Origin of the sequence: Chryseobacterium contaminans (assembly GCF_001684955.1) — a bacterium.
GTDB classification, from domain to species: Bacteria; Bacteroidota; Bacteroidia; order Flavobacteriales; family Weeksellaceae; genus Chryseobacterium; species Chryseobacterium contaminans.
In genome coordinates this window covers 1-20028 of the sequence record NZ_MAYF01000135.1, presented here as the reverse complement: position 1 = coordinate 20028, position 20028 = coordinate 1, and the positions used below count along the sequence as shown (strand labels likewise).

Here is a 20028-nt window from a genome sequence, read left to right as displayed (position 1 = left end):
TGAATCAGTATTTATTTTAATATATTAGTTTTCAATGATGTAACTTTTTAAAAATTAGAATAACTAATTCATAAAAAGACTATGAGAACATTTATTTTTCTTTTATTGATAAGCAGTACTCATTTTTTTTCACAAAAGCTGATTACTCCAGAAAATGCAGACATCAATTCCAAACTGATTAAAGATGAAACATCTGAAGCGGTATGGTACGCCGATAATGCTGGTTCAAAAACAGAAATTGGAAGTATTATTACAGAACTTAAAAGATTAAACAAAACAGATCTTCTCATCAGAACAACTGTAAAACTAAAGCAAGCTCCGGATGCCCAATGGACAGACTCTACCCTTGTAAAAACCTCTGATTTTACCCCCATCTATCACTCATCTTATAATATGATGAGAGATATGGTTCTCAAATCCGGTAAAGATAAAGTGAGTGGTTATTATCTGGATAAAAAGACTCAGAAAAAAGATATTATTGATATTCCTGCAACCCACTATTTTGACAGCAGCAGTTATGCTATGCTGATAAGGTTTCTTCCACTAAAAGAAAATTACACTGCTGAAATTTCTATTTTTGATTACAATCCAAAATCCGAGAAAAAAGGAATGATGAAAGCCTATATTCTGGATACCCAGAAGGCAGAATACAAAGGAAAAACAGTGTGGGCTGTAAAAACAAATGATGACATCAGCAACAAAGCTTCTACTGTTACCTATTATATTGATCCTGAAACAAGAAAAATTGTAAAACAGGAAATGGATATGGAAGGAAGAAAAATGTTTCTGGAGATGATCCCATAAAAGTATTTTCAACCTATCAATACCTGTCTTCTGTCTACAAACTGCTTAACAATCTGTATTAAAAACACTTACCTTTGAAACAGCAATAAAACACGAACTGTCAAAAAAAGCCTGATTGACATTCAATATTCAGGAATCAAAAAAAACGAAGGTATTACACATTATGAAAAATGCTAAATTATTAAACAGAGAAGCACAAAAAGTAATTTGTGGAGGAATTGTTACAGCCAAAATCAAATGCTGTGAAAAGGACAGAAATGGTAATTGTATCTTATGGATCGGGCCTGGGCAATATTGTCCATAGATCAATTTTATAAAGCAAATTATTATAATAGCCGGAAATTGTTTCCGGCTTTTTATATTCATACTCTATCTATTTTAATCATCTTGCTTTGATAGTATTATCATTGATTTCCAAATGCAAAATGAAGAATCCTAACCCTTCTACAAATTCCATCCACAGCACCTATTTGAAATAAAAAACCAGTAACAACTGATAACCAATAAATTATATTTAAAAAAGCGATTAAAATATATCACTTATAAAGGAAAAAATATTATCTTTGATATACACTAAACACCAAATGTCAAAATCCTGATTGACTTTAAACGTTCAGGAAGTATACAAATTAAATATTATTAACTATGAAAAATGCCAAATTATTAAGCAGAGATGCTCAGAAATCAATCAATGGCGGAGCGGCAGGACGCTTTTGCTGTGAGTACAACTACAAAGGACAATGTATCCTATGGATCGGGCCGGGACAACAATGCCCGTAAAACAGCATCCATAAAATTAAACACTTAAAATAAAAGCCGGAAATTTCCGGCTTTCTGTTTTATATTTTTCTGCCAAATTTTCACATTCCGAAATAAAAAGTCTGCCATTTCAACCACTGCTGTCTCATGGCATACATTTAGAGAATTACAAGACAGAAATAATTAAAAAATAAATATATTATGTCAGTAAACTTTAAACCATTGGCAGACAGAGTTCTGGTAGAGCCAATAGCAGCAGAAACTAAAACAGCTTCAGGTATTATTATCCCGGATACTGCAAAGGAAAAGCCGCAAGAAGGTACTGTAGTGGCAGTAGGTCCTGGTAAAAAAGACGAACCTACAACGGTTCAGGTAGGTGACAAAGTTCTTTATGGAAAATATTCAGGTTCCGAATTGAAGTTAGAAGGGAAAGATTACTTAATTGTAAGAGAAGCTGACTTATTGGGAATCATCGGATAAGATTTCAGATCACAGACATCAGATTTCAGATTAAAAAAATCAAATTAAAAACTATCGTTAGTTGTCTAGTATCTGACATCTAACATCTAATATCTAATCAAAATGGCAAAAGAAATAAAATTCGATATCGAAGCAAGAGATGCTTTAAAAAGAGGTGTTGATGCATTAGCAAATGCAGTAAAAGTAACTTTAGGTCCTAAAGGGAGAAACGTAGTCATTGAAAAATCTTTCGGTGCTCCACACGTAACTAAGGACGGGGTTTCTGTAGCTAAAGAAATCGAACTTGAAGATAAAGTAGAAAACATGGGAGCGCAAATGGTAAAAGAGGTTGCTTCCAAAACTAATGATATCGCAGGAGACGGTACTACTACCGCTACTGTATTGGCACAAGCTATCGTAAGAGAAGGTCTTAAGAACGTAGCGGCTGGTGCTAACCCAATGGATCTTAAAAGAGGTATCGACAAAGCTGTAACTTCAGTGGTTGCGAACCTTAAATCTCAATCTCAGGAGGTTGGAGATTCTTCAGAAAAAATCAAGCAAGTTGCTTCTATCTCTGCTAACAACGACGATACAATCGGTTCTCTAATCGCTGAAGCGTTCGGAAAAGTTGGTAAAGAAGGAGTAATCACTGTAGAAGAAGCTAAAGGTACTGATACAACCGTAGACGTTGTAGAAGGTATGCAGTTCGACAGAGGTTACCAGTCACCTTACTTCGTGACTAACCCTGAGAAAATGTTAGCTGAACTAGAAAACCCATATATCCTTTTAGTAGAGAAGAAAATTTCTTCAATGAAAGAATTATTACCAGTTCTTGAGCCAATTGCACAAGGTGGTAAGTCTTTATTAATCATCTCTGAAGAAGTTGAAGGTGAAGCTTTAGCTACTTTGGTAGTAAACAAACTAAGAGGTTCCCTTAAAATTGCTGCTGTAAAAGCTCCGGGATTCGGAGATAGAAGAAAAGCAATGTTGGAAGATATCGCAATCCTTACAGGTGGACAGGTGATCTCTGAAGAGCAAGGTTTCACTATGGAGAACATCTCTTTAGATATGCTTGGAACTGCTGAGAAAGTAACCATCGACAAAGACAACACAACGGTTGTAAACGGTGGTGGTGACGAAGCGAAAATCAAAGGAAGAGTAGCTCAGATCAAAGCTCAGATGGAAACTACAACTTCTGACTACGACAGAGAAAAACTTCAGGAAAGATTAGCTAAGTTAGCTGGTGGTGTTGCTGTACTTTACGTAGGAGCTGCTTCTGAAGTAGAAATGAAAGAGAAAAAAGACAGAGTAGATGATGCATTACACGCAACCAGAGCTGCTGTAGAAGAAGGTATTGTTGCTGGTGGTGGTGTTGCTTTAGTAAGAGCAATCTCTTCACTAAACAACCTTGAAGGAGACAACGCAGACGAAACTACAGGTATTAAAATCGTTAAGAGAGCGATCGAGGAGCCATTAAGACAAATCGTTGCTAACGCAGGTGGTGAAGGTTCTGTAATCGTTGCTAAAGTAGCAGAAGGTTCAGGAGACTTTGGATACAATGCTAAAACTGACGAGTATGTTCAAATGCTTGAAGCAGGTATCATTGACCCAACTAAAGTAACAAGAGTTGCCCTTGAAAACGCAGCTTCTGTATCTGGAATGCTTTTAACAACTGAATGTGTTATCACTGAAGTAAAGAGCGCTGAACCAGCTATGCCAATGGGTGGTGGAATGCCAGGAATGATGTAACAGCGTAAGCTAAGACAATCTAATATACTAACCGTTCTGCTTTTGCAGAGCGGTTTTTGTTTCGATTACGGTTTCCCATAAAGAGGTATTATGATAATATTTTAATTTTATAAAAAGTATAGTTAATTGGAAAAATTGTCTTTTTTTCTGTAATTTTAAAATTATATAACTTGCCAAACCATGAAAAAAGAAGAATTAATTACAAGAATCGACCTAATTATTGATAAAGGAAATAAATTATTAAATACTAAAACATATTCCGAATTTAGTGATGATTTTGTTGATGCTGGATTACATGCTGGGTTCAGAACTTTATCTTTATCTTTTATAGCAAATCTATTTGGAGAAAATCATACATACTATAAAGAGTTTACAAGACTAGTAGATCATAATTATTTTTATAAAGCTAAGGCTGGATTGAATATTTTATACTCAATTAGACATGAAATAGAATTAGATTGGTTAGAAAAAATCAAAAAATTAGTTACAGCAGAGGTGTTTTCTAACTTTTTAGAAATGAGTAAATATCTGCTTGATGAAAAATACAAAGATCCAGCAGCCGTTATGATAGGCTCTGTTTTGGAGGAACATTTACGAAAACTTTGTGAAAATTCCCACATTGAAACAGTAATTACAAAAGAGCATGATGTAATTCCTAAAAAAGCTAATGTTTTAAATGCCGATTTAACTAAAGCAGGGGTCTATGGAATATTGGAACAAAAAAATATAACAGCTTGGCTAGATTTAAGAAATCGAGCTGCTCATGGAAAATATTCTGAATACAATATAGATCAAGTAAATTTGATGTATCAAGGAGTTTTAAATTTTATAATGCAAACAAGCTAATTCCTATCTACTATAAAAATAAAATAAATAATTTTAAATTAAGGAAACTACGAACAACAAAGGAAGAATCAAGACGACTTTGATTTTGTATGTACTTCGCTTTTCAAAAAAACAGTATTATAAAGTGAAAAATAAAATAGCAAATAGCATATGCAGCAATTAAAACTTCAATTTTTATATGGACAGGAATTCTGGGATAAGCTTAAACAATTATTAATTAATGCACAGGAACGCGTATTCCTATTAAGCGCATACATTGGAAAAAAAACATACGATGAATATATAAAACTTATTCCTGAAAATGTATATAGCTTAACAATTTGTAGAAGTGATAGTAATTACATCCCAAATGACGCACTTAAAATAGATCAAAGTTACTTTCATGGGAAATTATATCTTATTGACAACACAGTTATAATTGGCTCACAAAATTTATATGAGGCAAACAAAGAAGGCGAATTTAGTACACTTATCGAGACAGACTCTTTCAACTCGAGTTTAATTTTATATCAAGCTCTTTTAAAATTAATAGAAAAAGAGTCCATAACGGCAGAACCTGTTAATAAGAATTTTGCTGACCTTTATCAAAATGGATGCCCATTTTGTGGTAATACATTTATTCCAGATCCAATATCTCTGCATACTTGTCCAGGTTATGGTGGTAACTTCGTTTCAAATGATGATTGTCAAAGCTATGCTGGTGGTGGATCTTGCAAATATTGTATAGAAGAAAATAGAATTGAAATTGGTGATGCTATTTGTTGTGATGATAATGGCTGTGGTTTAGGTATATCATTAACGGACTATAATTTATTACATCATGCTATAAATCCTGTCACAAAAAATGATTTAAATTTGGCAAGAGAATATTTAAAGCTTTTCAATTTCTTTCAAAGCCAAGATAAAGATGCTGTTAAATTATTTGAAATATTGGGTTTTGTTGGTGAAGTCTATAAAACTTCACTTGAAAGAAAAGAACACCATCTTGTTAATTATAATTCAATAAAAAACACTCATTAATAAGAATATCGACGTTAATAACTAGTACTTTCATATAAAAATCTCCGCTGCACAAAGTCTCCTGACCTAGCGCCAATAAAATAAAAACTAGTCTATTAAAAACTAATCTCCGAAATCTGAAGACTTCGGAGATTGGCTTTTTATTCTATTTTAAAATCAAACAATTCTTGCGGATGAACTTCCAAACCTTTAGCTAGTTCCTGTATTGTTGAAATTCTTAAATCAACTTCTCCTTTTTCAATTTTGCTGATATTACTATGGTCTACATCACATTTTTGAGCTAACTCACGATAGCTTAATCCCATCTTCTTTCTAAATTTTTCAACTCTTTTACCAAAAGCTATTCGAAATTCAATTCTATCCATTGCAAATACCATTATCAAAGCAATTTGGAAAGTTTACAATAAAAAAATGTAGTTGAATTAACCTACAATTCAAAAATTATATTATATTTGTACAATAAGCTACAATAAATGTAGCTTTGCGATACTTCAAAGAAATATAGAAGCTATTGCTTAGAATCTTGTAATAGAAAACTGGTAATTTTTAAGAGACAAGAAGATAAGCAGGAAGCTCACGACCTAGGCGTGGGCTCTCCTTATCTGTCTCAAGGTATACCAGTACCCCTATTACAGATATTGTAGAGTCTCATGCCGTTTTTATTTTCATGCTGTTCTGCTTTTCTACAATTATCTTTTTCTAAGCCTGCTTTACCACATAAAGTATCATGATACGGTACAATGGGGTGTACAATCCATTGCGGCTTTAGGGCTTTTAGAAAAACACAAATTCTATCATATCCATTGGGCTTGTATGGGCAGAAAGTTCAGAACTTATTCCTTTACGGACAGTAAAATTGTACAATAAAACAAAAAATTAAAACCATTAAGAAAAATAAAGAGAATAAGATAAGTTAAGATCCATCAAAGATGGATGAAGCAGCCCGCTGAACACATAGTTTTAGCTATGATCTTAACTATTCTTCATTACTTAAAAAGCTCTTAATGGTTTAAAAAAGGTAATTACATACAATTCACTAATGCTGTTATCTTATTATTATGACTCTGTCATTCTGAATGTAACGAAGTGAAATGAAGAATCTAGGTCATATTATGAGATTCTTCCTTCGTCAGAATGACAGTGATGTAAACTGTATATAGTGTTAAAAAAATTATTAAAAATACATCACCGATAAAAATACACACTCATGAAAAAAATCAGAACAGACCTTCAATCCCGGCTTGGGAAAGGCCGGAAGAAGCATTGTGGCTTACAGCAGATGGAGACGTTTTTTCAGCTCAATGATCTGACAGCCACCAAAGAGCTTTTAAACACCATTATGAGCTATGCCCTTAAAAGAAATAGCTGGATAAAAGAAGATCCTTCCGTCATTTATCATTTTCACCAGGCGATGCGGTCATTTGTCCGTGCAAGCTATTTCCTAATACTGAAAGAAAAGAAATTTGTGGTCAATACTCAGTTGGAAGATGTTTCACCGCTGGCTCTTGGCTTGCTTTCTGAGAAAGAATACCAAAATCCGTTGTTGGTCTTTAAAAAAGCATTCAAAGAGTACAGCATCAAGGAATTTGATTATTTTATTTCCGGGATGGTTTATTTCTCAATGGGAATCTATGACAAACTACCGGAAAGGAACATGATAAACCCATATATTCATATGATTAAAATGCTGGATGCAGCGTACCTTATTATTGAAAGGAAAGAGAAAATATAAAAACACATATTGGGGACATCCACTATTTAAAATCATGTATATTTGAATACCATGAAAATCTTCAATCTAATTTTAATTTTATTACTTCTTTTCTCTTGTAAACCACAAAAGGACTTGCAGGGAGTTTACAAAACAAATAAGGCTGAATTGGGTTTCTTTGTTACTAAGATTGATCTAAAAAATAACAATGAATTTAATTATGTATTTTCTGGAGATCTCCAGCATACAGAACTTTCTGGCTTTTATAAAATAAGCGGTCATGATCTATATTTAAAATTCAATAAAAATAAAGGAGAGGTAGAATATGTTCATGATTCAATGACAATATCCGATATATTATCCGGCAACTATCATCATTATGATTTAAAAAGTGAAAACGGAATCAACTATCATTTAAAATATAAAATTCAAGGAAATAAACTTTTTGCTTACGGAATTAAAAACGGTCAATTGAAAAAGAAATCAAAAGTATACACTAATCAAAGCAAGTTTTTATTTTTTGGCCCCCGATGGAAAAACAAAAGAATTTATCTCAAAAAAATTTAAAACCCAATCAAAAGATTGAAAAGTAATGAAAAGAATATATTGGATATTCATTGTAAACCTTTTTAACAAAATCTAAAGTCAAGAGACTTCTGACAACTATAAAAAACCATGAAAAAAAGACAGTTTAAAAAACTGGACAATTCAATTTCAAGTTTTCAGCGGATAAAAAAAGAAAGTGAAAAATATTGGAGAAAAGTTGAGCTACAAGACTGCTGCTGGGGATTGCAAATTCAGGAAGGAAGCAAATGGAAAAAAGGCTTATCCGAAACTGAATTGGAAGATTTCCAGAAGCAATTGAATATAACCTTTCCAGAGTCATTAAAAAACTATTACAGAACAATGAATGGGCTTGATAGACCAGGTATGGATAATAATGGGGGTGAGGGAGAAATTGATTTTGGTCCTATATTTTATTCATACCCCGATGACATTCCAATAATTAAATCAACAATTGAGTGGATAATGGAAGCCAATAAAGTGACTGAAGATATTGTTAAAGATCAAAATGTTCCTTCCATATTTCCCTATTTAGGGCATCGGTTTTTAATAATAAATAATGAAGAGGTTACTCTTTCAATGTTTGGCAATGATATCATACTTTGGGGAGACAATTTATCAATGGGAATTGCACAGGATATTTTTTCTTTTGGATATATAAGGCCAAAAAAAATTGATCCCAATTCATTTTGGAATAAAAAAATAGACAAATAAACATTTCCATCTGAATATATCACAAAGTCAATACACTTCAAATATCAGAAAAATGTTGCGCTGAAAAAAAATCCCTGCCCTGCAAAGTCTCCCGACTTTGCGGAAATAAAATAAAATAAAATAAAATAAAATAAAATAAATCATCCGAAGTCAAGAAACTTCGGATAGCGGCTCATTTTAACTAAAAGCAATTTTAGAAAAATCTCTTCAACTTTTTCCTATCTTTAAACCACACTATTCAATTAAAGAAACTTAAATAAATACCAAGCATTAACACCATTGAAAACAAAGTTATTACTCCTTTCATTTTTAGGCTCATTATTCAGCCATGCACAGACACTTCATTTTAAAAGCCTTGCTAATATGTCTGCAGACAGAGGTGCTGCATCCAGTGTAATCGTGAATGATAATATCTATGTAAGCAATGGTTATCAGGAAAAAAGAGGTGACGCTAATTATATTGAGAAATATAATATTACAGATAACAAATGGAGTATTCTCAATGCTACTCTACTGACCAAAAAATTTGCTAATTCGGAGACTTACGATAATAAAATCTATATTTTTAACGGTTGGGGAAACAGCCATCTTGAAATTGTAGACCTTGAAACCCAGAAAGTAACGAAGGGAGCTGTGAACCGTTCGTATACGGGAAATGCAGGTTCGGCCATCCATAACGGAAAAATATATGTATTCGGTGGCAGCGGATTAAGCGGAGCCAAAACCACTGTTTTCTCTGATAAATTCCAGTATTATGATATTGCTTCCAATACATGGAATCCATTACCCGATATGCCCACCGCCAGAGAAACAAAAGGTAAAATTGTAAATGATAAGCTTTATGTGATTGGTGGTTTTAATGGTACCCCATCCCGCCTGATTAATGTTTATGACCTCAAAACCAATCTCTGGACCCATCAATATACAATGCCTTCCGGTATATACGGACACTCATTAGCGGTATCCGGTAATAAAATTTTTATTGTTGGTGGGGTTAATAATCAAAATTTTCTGGCTTATTTTGATACTACAACCAATACACTACATCAGTTGTCCTCCAATATGATTCCCAGAAGACATGCTGCAGCGGAAGTCTATAACAATAAATTATACATCATCGGGGGAAGTACAACCTCTGTAACCAGCTCAGCTCTTAAAAGTATACAGGTGGCAGATATTAACTAGAACGTACTCACTGCAAATACTTCGCTAATGCATCACTTTGGCTGTGATTATAATCGATCCTAAAATAACTTGCTTTCACATTTAAATTATACCCATGAAAAAATTATTAAATAAACTTATTATCATTGAATTTGAGGATAAAGAACCACAAAAAGGAATTTTAATTAACTATAGCAAAGATTGGTTTTTAATCAAATCCAATCCTGTTGATTTTGTTTTAGATGGATATTCTGTCATAAAAAATTGTAATATCAAAAATATTACTACAAATGATGAGACTGAATTTGTAGAAAAAGCAATGAAATTAAAAGGTATTTCTGTTGACAAGAAAATACATAAAATATCGCTTAAAAATTTTGATTCAATAGCTGAAAGTATCAACAAAAACTTTGGAATTCTCAGTTTGACTAAGAAAAGAGATGATGCAATTTATCCTGGAAAATTAAAAAAGCTTACGGATAAGAAAATTATTTTAACCTGGATTGATTTGAACGCAAATTGGGACAAAAACAGAGAATTTACAAAAGAAAAAATAAGAACCATTGATTTTGATACTGATTATTTAGTTTCCTTAAAATTACTGGCAGAAAATAAATAACAACAACTGAAAATCATTCTAAACCATAACCATTGAGAATATCAGAGTTAAAAGTTCACAGAATCATCCATAGACCATCAAGAATGGCTGACAAATATGGGCATAGAATTTTTGAAGAATATGAGTATGACTTCAAATACAATCCATATTTTAAGAATAGTGAAACCCAAAGATTATTTGCAAAAACTATTGATATACTTCCGTGGATTTTAATCTTAATTTTTCTTTTCAACCTTACAGTCCTTCAAAGTTTACTAATCTCTATTGCAATAGTTATAGTATATGGAGCAATCTGCGAAACCATATTTGGAAAAACTTTAGGAAAAAAAATATTTAGGCTAATTGTAGTTGATGATTTTGCGCACAAGCCCTCATTATCAAGGTCATTAAAACGAAATATTCTTTGTTTAATCAATCTTTTTCCCACATTTACAGACCACCAAGACAGAACCGGAGTTTGGAAAACTGTAATGAACTTTAATATGTATCTCAACAACAAATTTGCGAAAACGTATATTGTAAAAGAAAAAATGCTAAAAGAAATAAAACAAATGTTGGAAGAACAAACAGCTAATACACAAAATCCCTCAGATTTTGCACCAGTAAATTAAAATTATAACTTTCTCATCCACATGCTCAAGTTTTCAGATTTTGAACCAATAATAAAAATAAAATTTGCCATGAAAAATGTAATCCTATTCTTTTCTATTCTGTATTCATTAAACATATATTCGCAAGAAAAGCCCAATTATCCTGAACCTGAAAAAGGAATGAAAAGAGTTGACCTTAAACTTCCGAAAATTGAGAATGACAAAGATTATAAAGTGGAAATAAAATTTGGGATGGAAATAGAGGTTTCTGAATGCTCAGATGTTCAGGATTTTAGTTTTAACAGTAAGAATTTAGAAAACAAATATGCAATTCCACCTTACAGATACCCTTATTATGTATTACCTAAAGAAATACCAGTAGATATCTTCACCTTTAACAAATCTAACTGCAAAGAATCCAAGAAAGTTAAAAAGAAAATTTTAAGTTCTCAAAACATTTTTAGGGAGTATAATGGATATTATACAATTCCATTTTATATCCCTGAAAATTGGACTATAGAATACAGATTATGGAAAGTAAATTCAGAATTTAAGAATGTAGAGCATTAAAAAAACTTATACAGCATACTATACCCGTTGATTAATGTACTCACCAAAACAAAAAGTTCACCACCATACACAAAAAACACTATGATTAAAATGAATTTAAATTTTAGTAATACTAAAATTGATGAAGCCATCAGGGAAAATACAAAGAGAAGTTCTATGATACTAGATTTGGCTAATACAGCTTCTTTAACAGCTGATGGAAAGTTATTCTTTGGCAGAGAATTTAAGAATAGAATTGAGGTTACAAGAATAAAAACTTATTTCTCAATAGTTCTTCCTACTCTAATTATTGTTTTTAAAAGGAATGATCTTCAAAACCCTAAATTGAGATTAAGCTTCTTTGGGTATATATGGTTCACTCTTTTATTAATGATATTCTTGTTCGCTATTATTAAAAAAATAATTAATCCCGATTTTCAGGGAGATATCACATTCATCCTACTTTTAGCATCATTTTTTTACTCACTGCTCGCAATAGAATTCTATTTCACACAAAAAAAGTTCAATAGATTCAAGTTAAGAATCAGAGAATAATCATGAAAAATAAAACACTCATTTTATCTCAATTCTATTTTTGGGATGTAAAAAGCAAGAATTTGATGAATTTTGATTTTTCCTATGGTAATACTTTTGAGACAGACTTCTCAGTAAAGTTTCAAAGTAAAAATGATTCAATATTTTTATATGAAAATTGGGCATCAGATAACACAGAAATTCCTAAAAGCAAAACCAATTATTTTTCTACTCCTAATAAAAGCCAAAGATCTAAATTGGATAGTTTTATTTCAAATATAGACTTCAAAAATCTGGATACGCTGTATTTTGAAAATTATAAAGATGGCGAATATTTCAATTTTTTATTAGAAAAGGTAAGATCAGGAAAATCATAAAAGTTCATAGCAATAATGCCCCAAAATCGTTACAAAATTTTGCTCATTGGATTTATGAAACAAAAAAGTCATTACAACTAACAGAAACCCAAAGAAATTTCGAGTTTAAAAGTAAAAATATTTTCCCAGAACCTCCTCCAGCACCTGAGCAAGAGAGGCCAACTAAGTAAAAGCATCTATGTATATTTGAATACCAACCATGAAAAAATTCACGCTGCTATTATTCTGTCTTGTACTTTTATCTTCTTGTAGTAAGAAAAATGATAATAAAACTGAAAAACCTAAACCTGTTCTGATAAAAATAGGATACTATCCCACGTTTCATCTCCCTGCTGAAACCATCTTAAATTTTAATGAAAAATATTTAATTTTTTACAGTCCGGTTTCCTATAACCCACCTCCACCTCCCCCACCATCAAAAGAAAATGGAGAAAAATGGAGTATCGAGGAAAAAAAGGAATATCTGAAATATCTTGATGAAAGACCAGAACTGCAACCCTTCAAAATTAATCTGTCCCAAAATGATATCGAAAGAATTGAGCGAATATCAGATTCCTTCACATCAGAAGATTTTAATGATAAAGATTTAAAACCTGCAATGGATGGTATGTCAACAAACATTATCATTTTATACTCCAATGGAAAATTAGTTCAAATCAACCCTATGAATGTTCCAAATGAAAAGCAAAGAGCATTGTATGGAGAGGTTTTAGATCTTCTCTTTGAGAAGAATACACATAAGAATAATTCAGTTATTCTACAGAAAATAAAAACATATCACTGATATCTGGCTCCGCAAAGCTTCCCCCATTGATATGAGCATCACCTCCCCGCTGCGCAAATCCTCCCGACTTTGCACAAAAAAATCTCAGACAATAACCCTCGAAATAGTATATCTCACTATATTGTATCATAATTTAGCTGTAGAATGACATCAATTGCGATCGACATCGTCATAAAAAATTGGATAAGTGAAAATATCAAACTTAGCCAACCTGCAACACAAGAATCCCTCAAAGCGACAGAACAAATTCTCGGATTTCAGTTTCCAGAAGATTTTAAAAATTTTTATTTTCAACTGGATGGTTTCGCAGATTGGGACTGGACAAAAAATATGTTCTCCATCTGGCCATTAGCAAGAACACTGGAAGAATACCATCATGAAAGTGATAAAAACTTCATTGTATTTGCAGACTATTTGATCAATGCCATTCAGTTCGGTTTTGTGAAAGGAAAAGATGGAGTGTTTAAAAATAGTGGTGAATCACATGAATTAATAGCAAATACTTTTTCTGAAGCGATCCTTCTTATCAATTCAGATGCAGATATTTTGTATTGATGGAAACTTATCTGCTATATCATATCTCTATTAACGTTAACATCATACTTATCATTTCCATCAATAAATAAAAACCGCTCTATTTCCAAAGTGATTTATTTTTTCCTTTAAGGTAGTTTCTATAAAGAACTTTTAATCTAACATTTATCCGTAGATTTGAATACTAAGTCCTATCGTGTAAAAATAAGACTCATAACTTCTCAACCTTTATGAAAAAAGCCTTCGAATACCTCAAGCAATTAAAAGAAAACAACAACCGTGATTGGTTTGCCCAGCACAAATCAGAATATGATTCAATTGTAAAAGAAAACAAAACCTTTTTTACTCAGATCTACAATGAACTTCAGGAGCACGACAAAATAAAAGGAATTCATATTTTCAGAATTTACAGGGATGTTCGTTTTTCTAAAGATAAAACCCCTTATAAAACTGATTTCGGAGTGGGGTATTCCCGTTCAAAACCGATGCTCAGAGGTGGATATTATATTCAGCTTGAACCTGGCAACAGCTTTGTAGGCGGTGGTTTTTGGGGGCCTGATGCCAAGGATTTACTTCGTATCCGTAAAGAATTTGAAATCAGTACCAAGGAAATTGAAAAGATTACTTCTGATAAAACCTTTGTAAACTATTTCGGAGAACTTAAAGGTGAGGCTGTAAAAACAGCTCCGCGGGGTTTTGATAAAAATCATCCAGCCATAGATCTGATCCGCAAAAAACAATTGGTAGTGATGCGAAAGTTTACCGATAAAGAGGTCTTCGCAGATAATTTTCAGGAGGAAGTATTGAAAACCTTACTGGCCATGCGTCCTTTTTTTGATTATATGAGTGAAGTGCTGGCAACAGATCTTAATGGAGAACCCATAATTTAGAGTTGAAATTGTTATCATCCAAGCTTTTCTTATACTTACCATGAAAATATTACAAATTGCCATTTTGATAACCGGTATTTTCCTGACTTCCTGCCATAAAAAGAAGAATACCGTTGACTTTGAGAAAAAAGTATTTGATGATATTTTTCTGTCTGCGGTTGATTCCACATTGGTTGATCTGAGAACTTACACAGGGTTTCAATACTCTGAAAAACAAAAAGATTCAATTAAGAAGGATACATTACATAGGGTTGTTGCATTTAATATTCAAAATTACATAGCCCCGGATGATTTTTTAGCAGGCAACGTTTCAAAATATAAACTCGCCAATGATTCTGTTTGGAATTTTACATTAGAAAAATACAGTTCCTTACGATACCTTCTTAAAGATAGTAATGAACTTCCCATTACAGATAATCTAAATGAATGGAAAAATAAATATCCTAAGTTTTCCGGTGGTTTAATCTTCTCTAAAATTTATTTCGATGAGGCAAAAGAAAACGGAATTTTTGAAGCTACCTATTATTGTGGTCCATCATGTGGACGTGGATATGCTGTTTATATAAAAAAGACTAACAATAAGTGGAAAATTTTAAAAGTGAAGAACACCTGGATTTCATAAATATTTCACCTATTAAATTTACACAAGTAATCAGTATTTGATATGAACATTCAAGAACAAATCTCAGAATACATCAACAGCCAGCCTGAACCTAAGCGTAATGATATGCTGGAACTACACCGCATCATACTGGAGCTTATGCCGGATGGGAAATTATGGTTTTTGGATGGTAAAAATGATGAAGGTAAAACAGTTTCCAATCCTAATATCGGCTATGGACTTCATATCATGGAATATGCTGATGGAAAAACTAAAGAATTCTATCAGATCGGAATGAGCGCCAATACTACAGGAATATCTGTTTACATTATGGGAATAGATGATAAAACCTATTTAGCAGAAACCTTTGGAAAAGAAATAGGAAAAGCCAGCGTAACCGGATATTGCATTAAATTTAAAGCACTGAAAGACATCAATATTGAGGTTCTCAAGACCGCTATAGGTTATGGCTACCAGCAAAAGCCGTAATTTTATAGCAATTTTATCAACACCAGCCATGAAGCCATCAAATAAAACGACCAGCAAACTCACCTTATTCCTCATTTCAGGAATATTGTCTCTTCTTATCGGGTTATTTTTTTCTTATATGGCATTCTCAGCAGATGGTTTAGCAGGAATGTATATACTATTGGGACTGATTCCGGTTGTTCTCATCATCATTACAGACAGAATTTGTGTCTGGAGATTTGGGGCAAAAAAGGTGAACAAAGTACAGTTTTATATTGCAGGAATTTTTATTATGCTGTTTATCCTGAACTGGATCAGGCTGCAAGCTCAATAACTCATTATAAATATCTTAAAGAAATATTTTGTGATTACAGACGATTAGAAATCTTAAATTCGTGATCTTATGCTTATAAAACATAATTATGTCCTGTCTCTCCTACTCCTTCTTTTCATCTCTTGTAAAGAAAAAATACAGCATGAAAATAACTTTGTCATCTATCAGGCAGATCCTAAAAAACAGGATATAAAGCTATACTGGAAAAACAGTCAAAATGAAATTCTAAAGAGCATCAACAATCTGAAAAATGATGCAGAGTCCAAAAATAAAAAATTGCTTTTTGCCATGAACGGCGGGATGTTTGAGCCTGATAATTCCCCAAAAGGACTTTATATTGAAAATTTCAAAACACTGAAGCCCATAGATACCTTGCAGGGTTCCGGAAATTTCTACCTTCAGCCCAACGGGATATTTTATATGACCAAAAACCATCAACCTAAAATTACTGAAACTAAAAAATACAGGCACAATAGTGATATTCAGTATGCAACCCAGTCCGGACCTATGTTATTAATAGACGGAAAGGTGAACCCCATTTTTCAAAAAGATTCTAAAAACCTGAATATTAGAAATGGGGTTGGTATTCTGGAAAATGGAGAAATTATTTTTGCAATGTCTAAAAAAGAAGTCAATTTTTATAGTATTGCCCAGCTTTTTAAGGAATTGGGCTGTAAGAATGCGTTATATCTTGACGGCTATGTTTCCAGAGCCTATCTTCCTGAAAAGAAATGGATCCAAACCGATGGAGATTTTGGAGTGATGATAGGAGTTACAGAATTTAAATAGAAATTATTTTCATAGAATAAATTCTCTCCAACAGGTAAAATATACTTATCTTTCTCTTACATTTTAACAACAGATTAACCCTATTACTCTTATTCAACATGAAAAAAGTCATATTAGACCTGGCCACAACCTTAGACGGATTTATTGAAGGCCCCAATGGAGAAATCGATTGGTGCATTATGGATGATGATATGGATTTTGACGGCTTCCTATCACAAATTGATACTATTTTCTACGGAAGGGTAAGCTATGACGCATGGGGAAACTATCAGCCTGATGAAAACGCAGCGCCGGAAGAATTTGAATTCTGGAAAACCATTCATGCCAAGAAGAAATTTGTATTTTCAAGCCAAGACCGGCAAGATGAAAAGGCAACTTTTATTCATTCTGATCTTGTAGAAAAAGTTTCAGAAATAAAAAAACAAGGCGGAAAAGATATCTGGCTGTATGGCGGAGCAAGTCTTATTAAAACCTTTATTCAAAATAATCTTATTGATGTGTACAGAATCTCTGTGCATCCGGTGGCTTTAGGAAGCGGGAAACCTCTTTTTGAAGATTTGAAAGAGCGGTTAAATTTAAAACTCGTTAAAACAAATGTTTTTAAATCCGGTGTTGTACAGCTCATTTATCATCCACAACAGTAAAAACTTTTCTTAGCATGAATATTAAATTGGATTCCATCATTCTCTATGTGCAAAATATCAATTTGATTAAACGTTTTTATGTTGAAAATTTTAATTTCAAAGTGATTGAAGAAGACTCTATCTGGATTTTGATGAATGCAGGAAGTGTAAATATTGGACTTCATACAATTGGAGATCAGTATCTGGACAATATTGAGCCTGGATACCAATTTGATAATAATACCAAACTTGTTTTTGAAGTAGATACTGATATTGAAACAGCAAGAAATGAATTAGTTGCAAAAAAAGTAGAAATGAGAGCCATCAAAACTTTTGAAAACTATGATTTCTGGCTGTGTGACGGCACAGATCCTGAAGGAAATGTATTTCAGCTAAAATGCAGAAAATAACAAATGATATTAAACTTTTAATACCTAAACCATACCATGAAAGCAAAGACGATATTGATCACTTTATTTTTATTTGCTACTCATTTTTTGTTGGGACAAAATATATCCACTATTGAAAAGGAGCTGAATAGTGCCTTTCAAAGAATTGATTATTGGTCTTCCGAGGGCAGAGATCATAAAAACTTTTATGATTCTTTATCCTCTGCCAATACAAAATTTGAAAATTTATTAGTCAGATATACCTCTTCATATCCTGAGACTCTTCACCATGATTTTAAATCTTTAAAGAAAATCGGGCTTATTATGACCACTTCCGAAGATGGCAAATTCAGGGTGTATTCATGGGATAGCTGGACAGGCGGAAGCATGCATTTTTTCAAGAATGTCTACCAGTATGAAACTCCTGATAGAAAAATACATTCTAAAGCTGTAGAAAACCAGGGTGAAGGAGATCCGGGACGTTATTACTACCAGATCAATGATGTTATTTCAGAAAACAAAAAATATTACCTTGCTCAAAGTAAGGCAATCCTAAGTTCTGGAATGAGCTATCATGCCATTACTATTTTTTCCATTGATAATGGGCAGCTGAATGATAAAGCTCAGCTCATTAAGACCCAAAGCGGAATAAAAAATCAACTGGGCTATGAAGTAGACCTTACCTCCTCTTCCAACAGGCAATATGAAGGAAAGGATTATGAAATAGAATATGACCAGAAAAATAAAATCATCAGTATTCCTTTAATACAGGCAGATTCTAAGGTTACGACTAAAAAGATCCGGTATCAGTTCAAAGGAAAATATTTTGAAAAAATATAATTGATATTTTTTACTAGCAGGATGTAATATAGATTCTCTTACAACTGTATTATAATAAAAAGATACATGAGAATCATTCTAACCTGCCTTATGGTAGTATTGGCAGCCAGTCCTATTTTTTCACAAAAAGCAAAACAGCTGGAACAATTATTAACAGCTTATGACAATGCTAATCTGTTTAGCGGAACTGTCCTGGTTGCTGAAAAAGGAAAAATTATCTTTGAAAAAAGTTACGGTTACAAAAACGGTCCTAAAAAAGAAAAAAATACCAATAACAGTATTTACCGTATTTTCTCCACCACAAAAATGTTCACAGCAACAGTAATTCTGAAGCTTGAAGAAGAGGGAAAGCTTTCCGTCAATGATAAGCTATCCAAATATTACCCGGACTTTCCAAAAGGAGACAGCATCACTATTGCGAACCTTCTTTCCCATACCTCCGGCATACCCAATGAAACCGGTTCAGAAAATACTGTAGATGAAAAAACATTTATCAAATTCATTTCCGCAAAACCTCTGAATTTTTCACCGGGTAAGCAATGGGATTATTCCAATTCCGGATATTATATTCTTGGATATATTATTAAAAAAGCATCCGGAATGGATTACGAAAAAGCCATTGAAAGCTATATTCTGAAGCCTCTGCAAATGCATCACACCGGTTTTCATTTTAACACGGTTACTGATGAAAATAAAGCCTTCGGATATGATTTTTTATCCAATCATATGTCCAACGAAGCTTTTCGTTTTAAAACCGATCATCCTTTTGCTGCCGGAGCCATGTATTCTACTGTTGAAGATCTCTTCAAGTTCAATGAATCTTTTAAAAGCAATACAATCCTTAAAAAAGAAACCATTGAAAAAATGTTTACCCCTTATCTTAATGATCATTACGGATTGGGCAGTGATGTCTTAATGGTTGACGGTAAAAAAAGAATTGGCCATGGCGGTGGCGGGCCAGGTTACCGAAGCATTTATTACACAGTTCTGGATGATGATATTTGTTTCATTGCTATGTCTAATTCTATTTTAGCACATACAGATCTCATCGTACCGAAGATTGAAAATATAATATACAATAAACCATATAAGATTCCTGCTGTTCCAAAAGTTAATTTACAGGAATTAAAAAAACTGAAAGGAATTTATTCTACAGGAGATACTAAATTTTATGTAACAGTTGTTGATGGACAAGTTCTTTTCAGAGAAAAAGGACATCCGATATGTTCATTATTTCCTGTCAGCAATACTTTATTTCAATTGGATGAAAATATAACATTCTCCTTTCAACTGGACCAAACCGGAAAAATTAATTCT

General features: G+C 32.7%; 27 protein-coding genes. 26 read left to right on the top strand and 1 reads right to left on the bottom strand.

Annotated features, from left to right (window positions below):
- Positions 1-81: 81 nt before the first annotated feature.
- From BBH99_RS09555 to BBH99_RS09530, 6 genes are all read left to right on the top strand, one after another.
- Positions 82-804, top strand: a complete 723-nt coding sequence (locus BBH99_RS09555; RefSeq protein ID WP_066694984.1) for a DUF3108 domain-containing protein — start codon at positions 82-84, stop codon at positions 802-804.
- Between the two features lie 645 nt (positions 805-1449).
- Complete coding sequence (locus tag BBH99_RS22920; protein ID WP_262483762.1) at positions 1450-1584, top strand: hypothetical protein; 135 nt, start codon at positions 1450-1452, stop codon at positions 1582-1584.
- A gap of 180 nt (positions 1585-1764) precedes the next feature.
- On the top strand, positions 1765-2043 hold the full coding sequence (locus BBH99_RS09545) for a co-chaperone GroES (RefSeq protein ID WP_002976538.1): 279 nt from the start codon (positions 1765-1767) through the stop codon (positions 2041-2043).
- 102 nt (positions 2044-2145) lie between these two features.
- A complete protein-coding gene (gene groL / locus BBH99_RS09540) occupies positions 2146-3771 on the top strand; it encodes a chaperonin GroEL (RefSeq protein ID WP_066694980.1) in 1626 nt (541 codons plus the stop codon).
- A 180-nt stretch (positions 3772-3951) separates the two neighbouring features.
- On the top strand, positions 3952-4617 hold the full coding sequence (locus tag BBH99_RS09535) for a hypothetical protein (protein WP_066694978.1): 666 nt from the start codon (positions 3952-3954) through the stop codon (positions 4615-4617).
- Between the two features lie 150 nt (positions 4618-4767).
- Positions 4768-5637, top strand: coding sequence for a phospholipase D-like domain-containing protein (locus BBH99_RS09530; protein ID WP_066694976.1), 870 nt, complete (start codon positions 4768-4770; stop codon positions 5635-5637).
- Between the two features lie 140 nt (positions 5638-5777).
- Here the strand turns inward: BBH99_RS09530 and BBH99_RS09525 are convergent, their stop codons facing one another.
- Complete coding sequence (locus BBH99_RS09525; protein WP_068944690.1) at positions 5778-6002, bottom strand: helix-turn-helix domain-containing protein; 225 nt, start codon at positions 6000-6002, stop codon at positions 5778-5780.
- A gap of 842 nt (positions 6003-6844) precedes the next feature.
- Between BBH99_RS09525 and BBH99_RS09520 the strand changes: the two genes are divergently transcribed.
- The 20 genes from BBH99_RS09520 to BBH99_RS09425 form a co-directional block, all read left to right on the top strand.
- Positions 6845-7369, top strand: coding sequence for a hypothetical protein (locus BBH99_RS09520; RefSeq protein ID WP_066694972.1), 525 nt, complete (start codon positions 6845-6847; stop codon positions 7367-7369).
- Positions 7370-7420: 51 nt separating this feature from the next.
- On the top strand, positions 7421-7915 hold the full coding sequence (locus BBH99_RS09515) for a hypothetical protein (protein WP_066694970.1): 495 nt from the start codon (positions 7421-7423) through the stop codon (positions 7913-7915).
- A gap of 108 nt (positions 7916-8023) precedes the next feature.
- Positions 8024-8626, top strand: a complete 603-nt coding sequence (locus tag BBH99_RS09510; RefSeq protein ID WP_066694968.1) for an SMI1/KNR4 family protein — start codon at positions 8024-8026, stop codon at positions 8624-8626.
- A 279-nt stretch (positions 8627-8905) separates the two neighbouring features.
- Positions 8906-9811 (top strand): Kelch repeat-containing protein, encoded by a 906-nt coding sequence (locus BBH99_RS09505; protein ID WP_123873097.1) that lies wholly within the window; start codon positions 8906-8908, stop codon positions 9809-9811.
- A gap of 94 nt (positions 9812-9905) precedes the next feature.
- Positions 9906-10409, top strand: coding sequence for a hypothetical protein (locus BBH99_RS09500; RefSeq protein WP_066694964.1), 504 nt, complete (start codon positions 9906-9908; stop codon positions 10407-10409).
- A gap of 32 nt (positions 10410-10441) precedes the next feature.
- Complete coding sequence (locus BBH99_RS09495; protein WP_123873095.1) at positions 10442-11020, top strand: RDD family protein; 579 nt, start codon at positions 10442-10444, stop codon at positions 11018-11020.
- Positions 11021-11089: 69 nt separating this feature from the next.
- Complete coding sequence (locus tag BBH99_RS09490; protein WP_165601906.1) at positions 11090-11569, top strand: ecotin family protein; 480 nt, start codon at positions 11090-11092, stop codon at positions 11567-11569.
- A 90-nt stretch (positions 11570-11659) separates the two neighbouring features.
- Complete coding sequence (locus BBH99_RS09485; protein ID WP_123873093.1) at positions 11660-12103, top strand: hypothetical protein; 444 nt, start codon at positions 11660-11662, stop codon at positions 12101-12103.
- Between the two features lie 65 nt (positions 12104-12168).
- Positions 12169-12459, top strand: coding sequence for a hypothetical protein (locus tag BBH99_RS09480; protein ID WP_123873091.1), 291 nt, complete (start codon positions 12169-12171; stop codon positions 12457-12459).
- A 199-nt stretch (positions 12460-12658) separates the two neighbouring features.
- Positions 12659-13243, top strand: a complete 585-nt coding sequence (locus tag BBH99_RS09475; RefSeq protein ID WP_066694950.1) for a hypothetical protein — start codon at positions 12659-12661, stop codon at positions 13241-13243.
- 144 nt (positions 13244-13387) lie between these two features.
- Entirely contained in the window at positions 13388-13798 is a 411-nt protein-coding gene (locus tag BBH99_RS09470; RefSeq protein WP_066694948.1) for an SMI1/KNR4 family protein, read from the top strand.
- 209 nt (positions 13799-14007) lie between these two features.
- Positions 14008-14667: a DUF2461 domain-containing protein gene (locus tag BBH99_RS09465; protein ID WP_066694946.1), complete on the top strand. Its 660-nt coding sequence runs from the start codon at positions 14008-14010 to the stop codon at positions 14665-14667.
- A gap of 40 nt (positions 14668-14707) precedes the next feature.
- Entirely contained in the window at positions 14708-15289 is a 582-nt protein-coding gene (locus BBH99_RS09460) for a hypothetical protein (protein ID WP_066694944.1), read from the top strand.
- 42 nt (positions 15290-15331) lie between these two features.
- Positions 15332-15757 carry a DUF1801 domain-containing protein gene (locus BBH99_RS09455; RefSeq protein WP_066694942.1) on the top strand — a complete coding sequence of 142 codons (426 nt, stop codon included), beginning with the start codon at positions 15332-15334 and terminating at the stop codon, positions 15755-15757.
- A gap of 28 nt (positions 15758-15785) precedes the next feature.
- Entirely contained in the window at positions 15786-16070 is a 285-nt protein-coding gene (locus tag BBH99_RS09450) for a hypothetical protein (protein ID WP_066694941.1), read from the top strand.
- A gap of 69 nt (positions 16071-16139) precedes the next feature.
- Positions 16140-16859 carry a phosphodiester glycosidase family protein gene (locus BBH99_RS09445; RefSeq protein ID WP_066694939.1) on the top strand — a complete coding sequence of 240 codons (720 nt, stop codon included), beginning with the start codon at positions 16140-16142 and terminating at the stop codon, positions 16857-16859.
- 98 nt (positions 16860-16957) lie between these two features.
- Positions 16958-17503 (top strand): dihydrofolate reductase family protein, encoded by a 546-nt coding sequence (locus BBH99_RS09440; RefSeq protein ID WP_066694937.1) that lies wholly within the window; start codon positions 16958-16960, stop codon positions 17501-17503.
- A 14-nt stretch (positions 17504-17517) separates the two neighbouring features.
- Positions 17518-17892 (top strand): VOC family protein, encoded by a 375-nt coding sequence (locus BBH99_RS09435; RefSeq protein ID WP_066694936.1) that lies wholly within the window; start codon positions 17518-17520, stop codon positions 17890-17892.
- Between the two features lie 36 nt (positions 17893-17928).
- A complete protein-coding gene (locus BBH99_RS09430; protein WP_066694935.1) occupies positions 17929-18711 on the top strand; it encodes a hypothetical protein in 783 nt (260 codons plus the stop codon).
- Between the two features lie 66 nt (positions 18712-18777).
- Positions 18778-20028, top strand: a 1251-nt coding sequence (locus BBH99_RS09425) for a serine hydrolase domain-containing protein (protein ID WP_066694934.1), incomplete at its 3' end; no start/stop codon positions are given.